This window comes from Roseibium sp. QJM3NY_11 (assembly GCF_056173175.1).
The window spans coordinates 4,128,004-4,142,562 of the sequence record NZ_CM149660.1; the positions used below are offsets into that span (position 1 = coordinate 4,128,004).

13 protein-coding genes and 1 pseudogene are annotated in these 14,559 nt (G+C 61.5%); 8 read left to right on the plus strand and 6 right to left on the minus strand.

Going from position 1 to position 14,559, the window contains the following annotated elements; genetic code table 11:
- Nucleotides 1–5: 5 nt before the first annotated feature.
- Together AC0VX3_RS18905 and AC0VX3_RS18910 are read right to left on the minus strand one after the other, a co-directional pair.
- Complete coding sequence (locus tag AC0VX3_RS18905; RefSeq protein ID WP_475525207.1) at nucleotides 6–896, minus strand: proline iminopeptidase-family hydrolase; 891 nt, start codon at nucleotides 894–896, stop codon at nucleotides 6–8.
- Nucleotides 897–1,003: 107 nt separating this feature from the next.
- The gene (locus AC0VX3_RS18910; protein WP_342893979.1) at nucleotides 1,004–1,771 is read right to left on the minus strand and encodes a helix-turn-helix transcriptional regulator; all 768 of its coding nucleotides are present in this window, start codon (nucleotides 1,769–1,771) and stop codon (nucleotides 1,004–1,006) included.
- 231 nt (nucleotides 1,772–2,002) lie between these two features.
- On the opposite strand from AC0VX3_RS18910, the gene AC0VX3_RS18915 reads away from it, so the two are divergent.
- From AC0VX3_RS18915 to AC0VX3_RS18945, 7 genes and pseudogenes are all read left to right on the plus strand, one after another.
- Nucleotides 2,003–2,890: a proline iminopeptidase-family hydrolase gene (locus AC0VX3_RS18915; protein WP_475521806.1), complete on the plus strand. Its 888-nt coding sequence runs from the start codon at nucleotides 2,003–2,005 to the stop codon at nucleotides 2,888–2,890.
- Between the two features lie 8 nt (nucleotides 2,891–2,898).
- Nucleotides 2,899–3,837: an ABC transporter permease gene (locus AC0VX3_RS18920; RefSeq protein ID WP_342893977.1), complete on the plus strand. Its 939-nt coding sequence runs from the start codon at nucleotides 2,899–2,901 to the stop codon at nucleotides 3,835–3,837.
- Nucleotides 3,834–4,688 carry an ABC transporter permease gene (locus AC0VX3_RS18925; RefSeq protein ID WP_475521807.1) on the plus strand — a complete coding sequence of 285 codons (855 nt, stop codon included), beginning with the start codon at nucleotides 3,834–3,836 and terminating at the stop codon, nucleotides 4,686–4,688. Before AC0VX3_RS18920 ends, AC0VX3_RS18925 begins: the two co-directional genes overlap by 4 nt.
- A pseudogene (locus AC0VX3_RS18930) lies at nucleotides 4,685–6,669 on the plus strand (dipeptide ABC transporter ATP-binding protein). The gene AC0VX3_RS18925 and the pseudogene AC0VX3_RS18930 overlap by 4 nt, the downstream one beginning before the upstream one ends.
- Before the next feature lie 27 nt (nucleotides 6,670–6,696).
- On the plus strand, nucleotides 6,697–8,214 hold the full coding sequence (locus AC0VX3_RS18935; protein WP_475521808.1) for an ABC transporter substrate-binding protein: 1,518 nt from the start codon (nucleotides 6,697–6,699) through the stop codon (nucleotides 8,212–8,214).
- Nucleotides 8,215–8,393: 179 nt separating this feature from the next.
- Entirely contained in the window at nucleotides 8,394–9,803 is a 1,410-nt protein-coding gene (locus tag AC0VX3_RS18940) for a metallophosphoesterase (protein WP_475521809.1), read from the plus strand.
- Nucleotides 9,804–9,944 (plus strand): hypothetical protein, encoded by a 141-nt coding sequence (locus AC0VX3_RS18945; RefSeq protein ID WP_342893971.1) that lies wholly within the window; start codon nucleotides 9,804–9,806, stop codon nucleotides 9,942–9,944. It begins immediately after the preceding gene.
- Between the two features lie 94 nt (nucleotides 9,945–10,038).
- Here the strand turns inward: AC0VX3_RS18945 and AC0VX3_RS18950 are convergent, their stop codons facing one another.
- The 3 genes from AC0VX3_RS18950 to AC0VX3_RS18960 are packed head-to-tail and all read right to left on the minus strand — an operon-like array spanning nucleotide 10,039 to nucleotide 12,835.
- Nucleotides 10,039–11,331, minus strand: a complete 1,293-nt coding sequence (locus AC0VX3_RS18950; RefSeq protein WP_475521810.1) for a Zn-dependent hydrolase — start codon at nucleotides 11,329–11,331, stop codon at nucleotides 10,039–10,041.
- Nucleotides 11,328–11,996, minus strand: coding sequence for a TenA family protein (locus AC0VX3_RS18955; RefSeq protein ID WP_475521811.1), 669 nt, complete (start codon nucleotides 11,994–11,996; stop codon nucleotides 11,328–11,330). Before AC0VX3_RS18955 ends, AC0VX3_RS18950 begins: the two co-directional genes overlap by 4 nt.
- On the minus strand, nucleotides 11,993–12,835 hold the full coding sequence (locus AC0VX3_RS18960; protein ID WP_475521812.1) for a BtpA/SgcQ family protein: 843 nt from the start codon (nucleotides 12,833–12,835) through the stop codon (nucleotides 11,993–11,995). The genes AC0VX3_RS18955 and AC0VX3_RS18960 overlap by 4 nt, the downstream gene beginning before the upstream one ends.
- 28 nt (nucleotides 12,836–12,863) lie before the next feature.
- Between AC0VX3_RS18960 and AC0VX3_RS18965 the strand changes: the two genes are divergently transcribed.
- Nucleotides 12,864–13,760, plus strand: a complete 897-nt coding sequence (locus tag AC0VX3_RS18965; protein WP_475521813.1) for a ribokinase — start codon at nucleotides 12,864–12,866, stop codon at nucleotides 13,758–13,760.
- A gap of 21 nt (nucleotides 13,761–13,781) precedes the next feature.
- On the opposite strand, the gene AC0VX3_RS18970 is transcribed toward AC0VX3_RS18965, so the two are convergent.
- Entirely contained in the window at nucleotides 13,782–14,552 is a 771-nt protein-coding gene (locus AC0VX3_RS18970) for a glutamine amidotransferase (protein ID WP_475521814.1), read from the minus strand.
- Nucleotides 14,553–14,559 lie beyond the last annotated feature (7 nt).

Consider the following 14,559-nt stretch of genomic DNA (forward strand, 5'->3'; position numbering starts at 1 on the left):
CCGGCTCAGTCGAATTCGGACAGAAACGCTCCGACGACCTGCATGCAGGCCTTGCGTTCCTCCACATGCGGCATATGGCTGCTGTCCTCGAAGACGGTCCAGCGCACGTCGCGAATTTTGTCCGCGAAGGGCTGGACCACTTTCGGAGTTGCCTCATCATGGCGGCCCGAGATCAACAGGGTCGGCGCGTCGATATGATGCAGCCGGTCGATCACCGACCAGTCCTTCAACGTGCCGATGACGTGAAATTCCGTCGGCCCGTTCATGGCATTGTAGACGGTTGAGTCGCCGTCCATGATTTCGAAGGTGCGTGCCACCTCCGCCGGCCAGGGCACCACCCGGCAGACATGACGTCCGTAAAACACCATCGATGCGGCCTTGTAGGCCTCGCTGGCGATCGTTCCCGCCTTTTCATGTGCCAGCAGTGTCTCCTGAACATCGTCCGGCAGATCCCGCCGCAGACGGTTGGCCTCCTCCACCCACAGACGCATGCTCGGCGGCGAGTTGGCGATGACCAGCGCTTTCAGGCCGTCCGGTTTGCGCACGGCGTGCTCACTGGACAGCATGCCTCCCCAGGATTGGCCCAGGAGCATGTAACCGCCGGCGATCCCGAGGTGATTGATCAGATTGTCCAGTTCGGCAAGAAACAGATCGACCGTCCAGAATTCGGCCTCCTTTTCCGGCAACCGCGTGGAATTGCCGTTGCCCAGCTGATCGTAGTGGATGACCGGCCGCCCGTTTTCCGCAAGGTCCGCGAAAGCATCCACATAGTCGTGGGTGCAGCCAGGCCCGCCATGCACGACAATCAGCGGCGTCCGCCCGCTGCCGAGGTCTCCGGTGATGCGATACCAGGTCCTGTAGGCACCGAAGGGCGCGTAATTCTCGATCATCAGCATGCGCACTCTTGCAACCTCCTGTTAGCAGCCTCAACAGGTTAGTCGGTAGAGAAAGCGCCCGATAAGCTCTCAATTCTTATAGAAATGCGGTTGAAGGTCCGGCCCGGCTACCCATCCAGCAAGCGGTAGTGACTGGCGAGCATGACCGCGTGCAGCCGGTTGCGCGCACCGAGCTTCTTCGTCGCGGAATTGATGTGCAGGATGACGGTGGGCACGGAGCGGCCGATCTTGTAGGCGATCTCCTTGGCGGTCAGCCCCTCGGATGAATAAAGTAGGCATTCCCGTTCGCGCGGTGTCAGTCTGGTCTTGCCCGTTCGCCGCTCTTCCTCGCTCAACAGCGGATAGGCGTGTTCGTGAAAGACCTGCCCAAGCAGGCCGAACACCGCCAGATGTTCGCGCGCTTCCTTGACGAACCGGCGCCCTGCCCCCTTCTGGATCGCCGTGAAGGTCGCCATGTCGCCACGGGTCCGATGCACAGGCACGGTGATGCCGCAGGTCAGGTCCGCATCGTGCAGGTACGACACCACCGGTTCGTGGTCCTGGCAGATGAAATTGGTGAGCTGGGTCTTGTCGCGCGTCTGCCGGTAGGACCAGATGAAAGGTGTCGTCGAGCGGATCGCCATGAGCTGGACCGGGTCCTTCTGGTAGTACCCGGCGTCGCACCAGAGCGAACGCATGTCGTCCGGGACGTTCCTCAGACTCAGGTGGGACGGGGTCATCAGGTCTCCCTCGAAGCTCCTGACCACGGGTGTGTAGTCATAGACCAGCGACGTGAAGCCGATGGCGCTGAGAGACACCATCGCGGCTTCCACCTTGTCGTCCAGAGTTGCCGCCTTGCACAGCGTCTGATCAAGAACATCCAGCGTTTCCAGCATTCCGGAAAACCACCTATCTGCGAAAAGAGGAGCCGGGGTCCGGCCTTGGGACAAGTCAGCCGACGGCTTTTTGAATTGCCCCATTCTTACTCATGAGCACATATTAGTCATTTCCGAGCAATCGGCAACGGGTCCGTCATTCTATAACAATTGATAGCTAGCGGCCTCCGGGCTCCGCTCCTAGCCTTTCGACAGATCCGAAAATGCAACGAACAGGCAGGAACTGCTGATATGTGGCGCGAGCTTGAGCCCGACCAGACCCGGGACGTTACCGTGGACGGCTATACGGTCAAGACCTACAGTTTCGGCGCGGGCGACGAGGTCGTCCTGTGCCTGAACGGTGGCCCGGGCCTGCCCTGCGACTACCTGCGCGAGGCGCATTCCTGCCTGGCCGCGGAAGGCTACAGGGTCGTCGCCTTCGATCAGCTCGGCACCGGGCGCTCCGACCGTCCGGACAACGTCTCCCTGTGGAACATCTCCCGCTATGTGGAAGAAGTGGAGACCGTGCGCCGGGCGCTTGGCCTCGGCAAGGTGCATCTTCTGGGACATTCCTGGGGCGGCTGGCTGGGGATCGATTATGCACTGACCTATCCGGAGGCGCTGAAGACGCTGATCCTGGAAGACACCGTCGCCGACATGCCGCATCTTGCCGACGAACTGAACCGCCTGCGCTGTGCCCTCGGCTCGGAGACCGTGGCGATGATGCAGCGTCACGAAGCGCAGGGAACGATGGACCATCCGGAATATCAGGCTGCGATCACCCTGCTGAATTACCGTCACGTATGCCGCCTGAGCACATGGCCCGCGCCGATAAACCGGTCGCTGGACGACTGGAACAAGGCCCCTTACGAAACCATGCAGGGGCCGAACGAGTTTCTCTATGTCGGCAATCTGAAGGACTGGAACCGTGTCCCGGACCTGCCGCGCATCCAGGTCCCCGCGCTGATCACCACCGGCCAGCACGACGAACTGACACCCGCCTGCGCGATGAAGATGAAACTCGCGTTGAAGGATGCGGAACTGCATGTGTTTCCCAACAGCAGCCACATGCCGTTTTACGAGGAACCGGATGCCTATTACCCCGTGCTTCTTGACTTCCTGAAGCGAAACAGAGCCTGAGGCCGCCGTTGAACCGATATCGCTTCGTCCTTTTCCGCCCGCTTCAACTGCTGCCCGTCCTCGTGGGCATCAGCATCATCACCTTCGTTCTCATCCGCTCCATACCGGGCGATCCCGTCCGCGTGCTGTTGGGACCACGCAGCACCGCCAGCGCGATCGAGCGCATCCGCGAACAGTTCGGCCTCAACGAACCGCTCTGGATGCAATATCTCTATTTCGTCAAGAACCTCTTCCGCGGGGAAATGGGCAAGTCGATCCTCTACAAGGTCGACGTCCTGAAACTGATCGCGACCCGGATCGAGCCGACGGCCGTTCTGGTCACCGGCGCCGTCTGCCTCGCGCTCCTGATCGCCGTCCCGCTGGCGGCCATCGCAGCCCGCAAGCGCGGCTCCCTCGCCGATCACCTGATCCGCCTTGTCAGCACCGCCGGACTGGGATTCCCCGCCTTCTGGCTGGGCATCATGCTGATCATCGTGTTCTCGGTGCAGCTCGACCTGTTTCCGGTGAGCGGTTACGGCCGCACCTTCCTGGACAAGGTTCACCATATGGTGCTGCCCTGCCTGACGGCGGCCCTGGCCCTGTCCGCGGTTCTCACGCGGAACCTGCGCGCAAGTCTCCTGGCCGAGCTCAATTCCGACCAGGCAACGGCGGCCCGCGCCCGCGGCCTCCCGGAAGGACAGGTGTTCTGGCGGCACGTCATGCCGAATTCGCTGGTGCCGACCATCAACCTGCTGGCCATCAATATCGGCTGGCTGATCAGCGGAACGGTGGTTCTGGAAAGCGTTTTCGCCATTCCCGGCATGGGGCAGTTACTGGTCCGCGGCATCTTCACCCGCGACTACATGGTCGTGCAGGGCGTCGCCATGTGTTTCGCGCTGGCCACCGTTCTGGTCAATTTCCTGGCGGACATCCTGACGGTCGCCGCGGATCCGAGGGTCAAGCTATGAGCCTCGTGCGAACGGAAACGGCGCGCACCGGCTTCCGCCTGAGGTTCGGAGGCGGTCCGCTGCCGCTTTATCTCGGCGGCACGATCCTGCTGATCTGGTTCGCTCTGGCTGTTCTTGCGCCCGTCATTGCGCCCTACGACCCGATCTTTCAGGATGTTGCTGCCCGCCTGCAGCCGCCGAGCCCCGCCCACTGGTTCGGCACCGACAATTTCGGCCGGGACATCCTTTCGCGCATCGTCTGGGGTGCGCGGATCGATCTGCAGATCGCCCTGTTCGGCGTTGTCTTCCCGTTTGTGATCGGAACGACGCTCGGCAGTTGCGCCGGTTATTTCGGCGGCTGGATCGATACGGTCCTGATGCGCATCATCGACGTGGTGCTGGCCTTTCCGTTCCTGGTCCTGATGATGGCGATCATCGTCATACTGAAACCGGGCCTGTCCAGCTTCTATGTCGCCATGGCCCTGGTTGGCTGGGTCTCCTATGCCCGTCTCGTGCGGGCACAGATCCTGGTGATCAAGTCCTCCGATTTTGTCCTGGCCGCCACCAGCCTCGGCTACGGCCACTCCAGGATCATTTTCCGCCATCTGCTGCCCAATGCGATCCTCGGATCTGTGGTCTTTTCCATGTCGGACGCGGTTCTGGTCCTGCTCAACGGAGCGGCGATCAGTTATCTCGGTCTCGGGGTGCAGCCGCCCACGGCCGAATGGGGCATCATGATCGCGGAAGGTCAGAGTTTCATCACTTCCGCCTGGTGGATCACCACATTTCCTGGCATGGCCATCGTGACGCTGGCCATGGGGTTCAGTCTGCTTGCCGACGGTTTGGGCGAACTGCTGGGGGTGCGCGAATGAGCGAGACCGTTCTCAGCGTGCGCGACCTGTCGGTGGTCACCAGCGGCGACGGATCGCCGGAAACAATCCTGGACCGGGTCGCCTTCGACCTGCGGCGCGGAGAAATTCTCGGGCTGGTCGGGGAAAGCGGCTCGGGCAAGAGCATGACCGCACGGGCTCTGATCCAATTGCTGCCGGGCAGCCGCCTGGCGATATCCGGCGGCAGCGCACTCCTCAAGGGCGAGGATATCCTGTCGCTTGACGAGCGCGCCATGGGCGCCGTGCGCGGCGGATCTATCGGCATGATCTTCCAGAACCCGTCCAGCCATCTCGACCCGGTCATGTCCATCGGCAAGCAGATCGCAGAGAGCATCCGCTTCCACAAGGCCGTGACCGGGAGGACGGCCCGCGATCATGCCGTGGAAATCCTGAGGCAGGTCGGCATTCCCGATCCGGAACGGCGTTACGATGCCTATCCGCACGAATTTTCCGGCGGCATGCGTCAGCGCGCGATGATCGCCATTGCGCTGGCCTGCGACCCGGACATTCTCATCGCCGACGAACCGACAACGGCCCTTGACGTGACGGTTCAGGCGCAGATCCTGAAACTCCTCACCGACCTGCGCGACGCGCGCGGGGTCTCCATCATCTTCATCACCCATGACCTGGGTATCGTCTCGCAGATCTGCGACAGGGTCGCGGTGATGTATGGCGGACGGATCGTGGAACTCGGCGGCAAGCGCGAGGTGATCGGCAACGGCCGGCATCCCTACACCGCCGGACTGGTCGCCTGCCAGCCGGCCGAGGGACAGCCGGGTGAACGGGTCCGCACCATCGCCGGCCAGCCGCCGCGTGTCGGACACATGCCGCCGGGCTGCCGGTTTCATCCCCGCTGTCCGCGCGCCGACGGGACCTGTTCGGCGGTCGGTCCGGAACTTGTGTCCTCGGAGCCCGGTCATTCTGTCGCCTGCCACCACCCGATCGGGCCTGAATTGGTGGAGGCAGCGCCATGAGTGCCAAACCCGTCCCATTACTGGAAGCGACCGGGCTGAACGTGCATTTCGGCGGCAAGGGGTTGATCCCGGCGCTGCGCACACCGCCTCTTCGGGCCGTCAACGACGTGTCGCTTTCGGTCATGCCCGGCGAAACCCTTGGCCTTGTCGGCGAATCCGGGAGCGGAAAGAGCACCCTCGGGCGTGCCATCCTTCGGCTCGGAGAACTGACATCGGGCGAAATCAATTTCGACGGTGTCGATATCGCGCGGGCCACGCTTGGCGACCTGAACCAGTTACGCCGACAGAGCGCGATGATCTTTCAGGATCCCTACGGCGCGCTCAATCCGCGCATGCGTGTCGGCGACGCGATCGCGGAAGTGCTGCGTGTCCACCAGAAAGTTCCCCCCGAATGGGTTGCCGACAGGGTCGCGGAGCTTCTCAATCTGGTCGGCCTTGATGCGGGCTATGCCCGCTCTCGGCCACTGGACCTGTCCGGCGGCCAGTGCCAGCGGGTCGGCATCGCGCGGGCTCTTGCGGTCGAACCGAAGCTGATCGTAGCGGACGAATGCGTCGCCGCGCTCGACGTCTCGATCCAGGGACAGATCATCAATCTGTTGATGGATCTGCGCGAGCAGATCGGCATGGCGATCATCTTCATTGCCCATGACCTTGCCATCGTGCGCCGTCTCTGCGACCGGGTCGCTGTCATGTATCTGGGCAGGATCGTCGAGACCGGACCGACCGAACAGGTGTTCACGGCTCCCCGGCATCCCTATACGGCTTCACTGCTGAGTGCCATTCCAGACATCGACCCGGATCGCGGCCTGCCCGAAAACCCGCTGGCCGGCGAACCTCCCAGTCCCATCGCGCTTCCCTCCGGATGCGCCTTCCATCCCCGGTGCCCGAAAGCCCTACCAGTATGCAGCACCGGCGAGCCGCCCCAGCTGGGCCCAGATGGGCCCCACAGGGCCGCATGCATTCTCCCTCCCGGGGAGATCAGAAGCTGAACCGACCATAAAAGGGGAACAGGACAGATGAAAAAACGTCAACTCATACGCCTAGCGGCGGCAACCGCCCTCTCGGCGCTCTCACTCGGTACAAGCATCGCGGAAGCAGCAGGTGTACTGACCATCGGACGGCGGGAGGATTCCTCCACCTTCGACCCGATCAAGACTGCCCAGAACATCGATTTCTGGGTCTTCGCCAATGTCTATGACGTTCTGGTACGCGTCGACAAGACAGGGACAAAGCTGGAACCGGGTCTCGCCGAAAGCTGGACGGTCTCCGACGACGGCCTCACCTACACCTTCACCATGCGCGACGCGAAATTTTCGGACGGATCGCCGATCACCGCAGAGGATGCCGCCTTCAGTCTGACACGCATCCGCGACGACGAAGGGTCGCTGTGGAGCGATTCCTACAAGGTCATCTCGAACATGGAGACACCTGACCCAAAGACACTTGTCCTCACGTTGTCGGAGGCCTCCGCTCCCTTCCTTTCGTCCCTGGCGATGCCCGGCGCGTCAATCATCTCGAAGGCGGGCATGGAAAGCATGGGGCCTGAAGCCTATGCGGAAAAACCTGTCGCCTCGGGTGCGTTCGTGGTCGACGACTGGTTGCGCGGCGACCGGGTCATTCTCGCCAAGAACCCCGAATTCTGGGAAGCGGACCGGGTGTCGCTCGACGGGGTGGAATGGATCTCCATTCCCGACGACAATACCCGCATGCTGAAGATCGAGGCCGGTGAGCTGGATGCCGCCATCTTCGTGCCCTTCTCCCGTATCGAGCAACTCAAACAGAACCCGGATCTGAAGGTTGAACTGGATCCATCCACCCGTGAGGATCATCTTCTGATCAACCACGAGAGCCCCGAGCTGGCGAAGAAGGAAGTCCGGCAGGCTCTTGATTTCGCCATCGACAAGAAGGCGGTCGTGGACGCGGTCACTTTCGGCATCGGCGAGATCGCCTATTCCTTTATCCCGAAGGGCGCCCTCTACCATTATGCGGACAATCTCAAGCGCCCCTACGATCCTGAAAAAGCCAAGCAGATGCTGGCCGATGCAGGCGCTGAAGGACTCACGCTCGATTACCTGGTGAATGCCGGCGACGAGGTCGACGAGCAGATCGCCATCCTGCTGCAGCAACAGCTCGCCCAGGCCGGGATCACCGTCAACCTGATCAAGATGGACCCGAGCCAGACCTGGGACATGCTGGTCGCCGGTGACTACGACCTGTCGGTCATGTACTGGACGAACGACATTCTCGACCCGGACCAGAAGACGACCTTCGTCCTCGGCCACGACACCAACATGAACTACATGACCCGTTACAGCAACGACACGGTCAAGCAGCTCGTGGCCGATGCTCGCGTGGAAATGGATTCGGCCAAACGCGAGGACATGTATGTCGAACTTCAGAAAATCGCCAAGGACGACGTGAACTGGATCGATCTCTACTACAGCCCGTACCGCAACGTCTCACGGTCCAATATCGACGGCTTCTACCAGAACCCGCTCGGGCGGTTCTTCCTCGAAGACACCGTGAAGAACTAGACCGGGTCGTGTTCCACTGACCACAGGATGGCCCGGGTGGGACCCGGGCCGACCGAAAGGACAGCGCTCCGGCCGCATGCGCGCACAACTTCGGTATGTGCCGGACTTCCCGACTTCCTTAGAAGGGCAAAACGCCATAGGGTGGCGCCAGCCCCACGCGCAATCCAAGGAAATCTGGTATGGCTGGCAGGATTGCTTTCTCTATTGCGGCGCTTGCCGCCGTGATGCTGCCGCTGGCCGGCGCTTACGCCCAGCAGACCGCCGCCCCGCTCCAGCCTGGCCCGGACGAAGGGCTTTTCCTGATCGTGACGGACATCCACTTCGATCCGTTCACCGAGCCGTCTCTGGTGCCGAAGCTGGACCGGAGCCCGGTTTCCGACTGGTCGGCGATCTTCAAGACCGGCACCGGCGGAAACCCCCGGGGTTACAATCACGATGCCGGCTATTTCCTGACGCGGTCGGCTCTGGAAGCTGCCGCGGCGCAGAACATGACATACGACTATGTGCTCTACACCGGAGACTACCTGAGCCACGATTTCAATTCCAAGTATCAGGCCCTTGCCGGGCCGTCGCCTCAGGGTCATACCTCATTCGCCATCAAGACCGCGCGGTATGTTTCCCACCTCTTGAACGAAACCTTCGCCGGCAGTCCCATCCTCGGTGTGATGGGCAATACCGATTCCGCTTGCGGCGACTACGAGATCGCGCCGGACAGCGCCTTTACAGCCGGTCTCAAGGATCAATGGGCTGCGCTGAGCCGGCAGCCGGACCGGTTCGACCGGTTCAGGACAGGCGGCTACTACAAGGTCGCCCATCCCACCCTCGCGGATCAGGATGTCATCGCCCTCAACAATATCTTCTGGACGCCGCGCTACTCCGACAGATGCAATTCCGGAGGCGGTGATCCGGGCGGCGCGATGATGACCTGGCTGAAAAAGCAGCTTGAGCAGACCCGGCAGGAAGGACGAAAGGCCCAGATCCTGCTGCATGTCCCACCGGGTTTCAATGCCTACAGCACGGTCCGAGGCTCCGGCCCCTGCGACAGCCGGCTGAGCCCTTTCTGGCATGAACGCTATTCGAAAGGCTTTCTGGATCTCATGCGCGAATACTCCGGCATCGTCGACTACACGTTTTCCGGCCATACCCACATGGACAGTTTCGCGATCATCAACGACACGGACGGCACGCCGCTGATCGCCAGCCAGATCACGCCGGCCGTCAGCCCGATCTTCGGCAACAATCCGGCGTTCGCCGTTTTTCTCTACAACCGCACAAGCGGGGATCTGCTGGATTCGGCGACATTCTATCTGTCGAACCTTGCCGCCGCCGCACAGGGCGCCCCGCCCGACTGGCAGCTCGAATATGTCTACCGCAGCACCTATTCCCTCCAGGACCTCTCCCCCGCAAGCCGCTCGGCGCTGGCAAGCCGGATCAGGAGCGACACGTTGCCGAGGCAGCAGTTCACCGAGCTCTACGCGGTGAAGGCACCGGACAATCCGATCGACTCGTCGAACTGGCAGGCCTATGCCTGCGCCCAGAGCGCCGTCAGTGAAGACGCCTATGAGGCCTGTTACTGCAAGGCGAATTGAGTGTGGCCCGATATCCAGATGCAAGAAACCGCCGCTCAGGACGGCAAGACCAGAGCATTGGACATCGCCATCATTGGCGCGGGCGAACGTGGCATTTGTTATGCTGGCACCCGGATGGCCGGCACGCTGTGCGAAATGTGACCGACCCGGGACTTGCCGATGCCCCCTCTCCGAGCCGATGGGAAGTCCGGTTCTGAAGATCGTCGGCTAAGGCCGATACCGAGCGGATCGGGGCTCACACGGGACGGGTGCCCGCTGAATGCCCACCTGACCCGGTGCAGACGCTTCTCGTGATGAGCTCCATCACCGCGGAAAAGAGCATGTTGCCTCCCGCAATGGACCAGTCCGGCTCCACGAATTCGGCTTCGTTGTGGCTGAGACCGTCGCGGCACGGCACGAATATCATTGCCGAGGGGGCAACACGGTTCACGAAGAGGGCGTCATGGAAGGCCCCGGAGAGTAGTTCCTTCGATTGAAGTCCTGCCTTTTGCGCGGCGGTGGAGAGGGCGTCCAGCATATCGATTGCAAAAGTCGCCGGCGCCATGTTGAAGGTCTCGCGCAGCTCGACTGTGCAACCATTTTTCTCTGCGTGGCTGTTCAGAGTCTTTCCGATGCGCTTCACAAGACTGTCCAGAAGACCGGTTTCCACATGGCGCACATCGACGGTGCAGCACGCAATCTCCGGAATGGCGTTTACCGCGCCGGGTGAAAGCGTCACCTGTCCGACTGTGAACCGGGCTCTCTCGTCTTGGGGCATCACCGTTCCGAAGAGGTCGGCGAGAGCTTCGCTCAGGGCACGCATGGGATCGCGCCGATAGTCAAGCGCCGTGGTGCCTGCATGAGCGGCCTGGCCGGTGACCTTGACTTCAAGCCATCGCGTGCCCTGGATGCCTGTGACGATCCCGATGGGAATGCCTTCCTTTTCAAGCGACGGCCCTTGCTCGATATGGACTTCGAGATAGGCGGCTATGGGAAATCCAAGAGGACGCATGACCGCTTCCGGCAGAGCTTCCAGCGTGGCTGCGAGTTCCTCTTTCAAAGACGAACCGTCCGTGGAGACAATCGTGGCCCAACTCGCGGGAATAGCGCCTGCAGCAAAGGCGGAAGAGCCCATGCATCCTGGCGCGAAACGGCATCCTTCCTCATTCATCCAGGCAATGACCTCGACCGGGCATTCGGTTTCAATGCCCTTGTCTTCAAGGCTTTCCAGCACCTCGTAGGCGGCAAGAGTACCCAGAGCGCCGTCGAACCGGCCACCGGTCGGCTGGCTGTCCAGATGGCTTCCGATCAAAAGCGGAGGCAGCTCCGCATTACGTCCTTCACGTCGTACGAACAGATTGGCCGCAGGGTCTTGAAACACGGAAAACCCGCGCGCCAGGGCAAGGTCCGTCAGACGTTGGCGCGCATGGCGGTCGAGCTCGGTCAGCGCCTGGCGGTTGACGCCACCTTTTGCCGTTGCCCCGATCCGCGCGAACTCTTCCAGCCGCAGGAGAAGACGATTGCCGTTTATCGTGTGACGGGTGTTCATTTGACGATCTCTTCAAGATAGGGCGCATCATGGAAGGCGATTTCCAGCGTCTGGACACGGCCAAATATCATGCTGAGACGAGACCGGTCCTCGTGACCGAGGGTCTTGCCCGCCGAGTCCAGGATATCTTTCAACCAGCAGGCCTGGGCTTCGAAGCCCGGCTCCACATGCATCTCGATCCATTCCTTCAACAGGGGATCGGAGAACGTGCAATCCACCGCCGCCCTGGACCAGGTCCAGTACATCCACTCGGCCGCGAACATTGCTGCGACTATGTCCAGGAAACCGCCCTCCCGGGCGATGTCCAACATGCCGTCTTGAAAAGCGGCAACTTCCGGGCGGGAGGTGTCATGGATAGCCGGATCGATGCCGCGTTCCGCGAATGCTCTCCCGAAAAAGGCGATCTGCTGATTGGCCAGCGCATCCAAAATGGAGATCAGCTTTCGCTTCTGATACATCGTCACGGCTTTCGCCGTGGCATAGGCGAAGATGGAAATCGCGGTATCGACAAAGGCGCCTTCGTAAACGAGGTAACGGTCGAAAGTGACACGGTCCAGGCGGTCAGCCTTGATGTCCTTTACGAAACGATGGTTCACCATCGCCTCGAAGACCGTTCGGTTCTCGCGCAGGATCTGTTCCGAAAGAGGTTCCGGCACTGTGTTCATGGCTGCAGCGCCGGGGCCGCAGCCTCCATGAAGGTTTTTACCCGGACCGGATCGACCGGGTTCCACCAGACGCCTCCTTCCTTCAGGGAAGACGCGACAATCACACCGTCGGTCCGCTCCAGAATGGAGGCAACATTCTCAGGAGTAACGCCGGAACCGACAACCACCGGCAGACTGGTGGCAGTGCCGACCTGGTCGATTTCTTCCAGAGTGGCCGAGTTTCCGGTGCGTTGACCCGTGGCGATCACAACATCCGCATCGAAGAAGGCGAGATCCCGGGTCAGTTCCTCGACTGTCCGATCGGCAGTGATCGCGTGAGCGCCATGCTTCACGTGGCTGTCGGCGAAGACCTTGATATGCCCGGAGCGCAACAGGGAGCGGTAGCGCAACGCCTCCGCCGCACGGCCTTCCATGAAGCCTTCGTTGGCCACATAGGCGTTTGCCCATTGGTTGACCCGGATAAAACCGGCGCCTCCGGCCGCTGCAACCGCGAACGCTGGCAGCGGTGCGTTGGCGAGGACATTGATGCCGAGCGGCATGCCTGTGGCGCGCGCGATGCGGTCCGTCACAACGGACATGAAAGCCGCGGTTTCATGACCGATGTCCTCGGGCTTCGAAAAGGGTACATCGCCGTGATTTTCAATTATCAGTCCGTGCAGACCGCCCTTGATCAGAGCATCCGCATCGCGCATACAGGCATCGTAGATACCGTCCATTGCAGCGCCTGAATAGCGTGGAGCACCGGGAAAGGGTGGACAATGCACCATTCCGATCAATGCCTTGTCTGTACCGAATATTTCCCGTATTGCGCTGGATGACTTGTTTGAAACGTCCTGCATTTTCTTTCCTTTTGAGCGAAAGCTACACATGCGTGCTTACGTAATCGGGAACGTCGCCATCGACGAAACCATCTCTGTTTCTGCCTTCCCGCAAGCCGGGGCATCTCTTCTGGGCCGCGAGCAAAGCCGCGACCTGGGGGGCAAGGGCGCCAATCAGTCGGTTGTCTGCGGCCGTTGCGGCCTTGCGACCACCCTGATCGCCGCCGTTGGCGACGGGTTCCGCTCCAGGATGATCCAGGAGCAGCTCGCCCAGGAACCCATCAAGAGCGATTTGATCCGTCTCAGCGGCGTCCCAACCGATTTCTCCATCGTTTTCACCACTCCTGACGGCGAGAATGCCATCGTTACGACCACCGAAGCGGCGGAAAGCCTTACGCTCGATGCCGTGCTTCCCACCCTTTGCGAAGCGCAACCCGGCGATATTGTCGTCCTGCAGGGAAACCTCTCCGAAACCGTGACTCGCGGTATCCTGAAGAAGGCACGTGAGAAAGCCCTGGTTACCGCCTTCAACCCATCCCCCTTGCGGTCCTACTTCCATGATCTTTGGCCGGACGTCGACCTTGCCTTCCTCAACGAGGGCGAGGCTCGAAGCCTGACCGGTGCCGATGGTGAAGCAGCCGCGCGGGAGCTTCTCGCCAAGGGCGTGCGCCAGGTGGTGCTGACGGCAGGGGGCGAAGGAGCCACGCTCGCGGACAGGACGGGTTTCGTGACCGCCCCGGCCTCTCCGGCGACGGTGCTCGACACCACGGGAGCCGGCGACACGTTCATGGCCGTTGCCATCGCATCTTCCGCCCTGCGCGGCTGCGACCTGGACGAGCGCTCCCTGCGCCATGCCTCGGCCGCCTCCGCCTTGACGGTCGGCCGGTGTGGAACGCGTTCTGCCTTCCCGAGTGAAAAGGAACTGGCAGACATTCTTGCCGATTGATCCGGTTTTGTCCGCTTCACCTCACCTGTTTTCAGTCATCCAGCCAAGCAGGTTCTTCCAGAGCCTGCCGTAGTGCTCCCATTCGCAAAACGCCGGCGACAGCCAGTGCGGACCGATGTCCGATGTCCAGGCTGCGGTCCGGCCCTTGCCGTAGCTGCCCAGTACCAGCAGCGGAAAACCACCCTGGTCTTCCGGCAGCCTGGCGACGACTTCGACATCCTCACGCTCGCGCACTTCCACTTCGTTGATGCCCAACATCGGCGGCCATTCACCTTCGATGCCGGCAAAGACCGGGTGATCCGGCTTGAGAATATCGGCACCGGTGCCTTCGGGGATTTCGATCCGGTCGTCATAGGGAAGGCATGTCACCGGAAGAACGTCCTCGACCGGCGTACGCCGCCAGCGCGCCTTGCCGTCTATGCCCTGGAAGGAAAAATATCCGCCGATCATCAGGAGGTTCCCGCCCTTTTCGACCCAGGCCCGGATGAGCTTCAGACGATTTGGAACCGTTTGCGAATGCAGCCAGACCTGTGGAGGCAGCAAAAGGGAATTTGCACCGATGTCGGAGAGGATGATCGCGTCGTAGGTGTCAATCCCTTCCATCTCGAACGGGAACTGCTCGACGGCGTCGTGCGCGGTCATGTAGGTCAGTTCGAACTCGCTGCCCTTCAGGGCTTTCACCAGGGGTTCGGCACCCAGGTGAAAGGTCACGCTGCCAAACTGGTCGAACCCCTTGTAGTGAGTGGCAGAGCTGACCCAGCTTTCGCCAACGAGGAGGACTTTGGTGGTCATTACTATT

Coding starts and splice junctions, on each gene's coding strand:
- AC0VX3_RS18905 (WP_475525207.1), bottom strand. CDS start 896: ATGCTGATGATCGAGAATTACGCGCCCTTCGGTGCCTACAGGACCTGG.
- AC0VX3_RS18910 (WP_342893979.1), bottom strand. CDS start 1,771: ATGCTGGAAACGCTGGATGTTCTTGATCAGACGCTGTGCAAGGCGGCA.
- AC0VX3_RS18915 (WP_475521806.1), top strand. CDS start 2,003: ATGTGGCGCGAGCTTGAGCCCGACCAGACCCGGGACGTTACCGTGGAC.
- AC0VX3_RS18925 (WP_475521807.1), top strand. CDS start 3,834: ATGAGCCTCGTGCGAACGGAAACGGCGCGCACCGGCTTCCGCCTGAGG.
- AC0VX3_RS18935 (WP_475521808.1), top strand. CDS start 6,697: ATGAAAAAACGTCAACTCATACGCCTAGCGGCGGCAACCGCCCTCTCG.
- AC0VX3_RS18940 (WP_475521809.1), top strand. CDS start 8,394: ATGGCTGGCAGGATTGCTTTCTCTATTGCGGCGCTTGCCGCCGTGATG.
- AC0VX3_RS18950 (WP_475521810.1), bottom strand. CDS start 11,331: ATGAACACCCGTCACACGATAAACGGCAATCGTCTTCTCCTGCGGCTG.
- AC0VX3_RS18955 (WP_475521811.1), bottom strand. CDS start 11,996: ATGAACACAGTGCCGGAACCTCTTTCGGAACAGATCCTGCGCGAGAAC.
- AC0VX3_RS18960 (WP_475521812.1), bottom strand. CDS start 12,835: ATGCAGGACGTTTCAAACAAGTCATCCAGCGCAATACGGGAAATATTC.
- AC0VX3_RS18965 (WP_475521813.1), top strand. CDS start 12,864: ATGCGTGCTTACGTAATCGGGAACGTCGCCATCGACGAAACCATCTCT.
- AC0VX3_RS18970 (WP_475521814.1), bottom strand. CDS start 14,552: ATGACCACCAAAGTCCTCCTCGTTGGCGAAAGCTGGGTCAGCTCTGCC.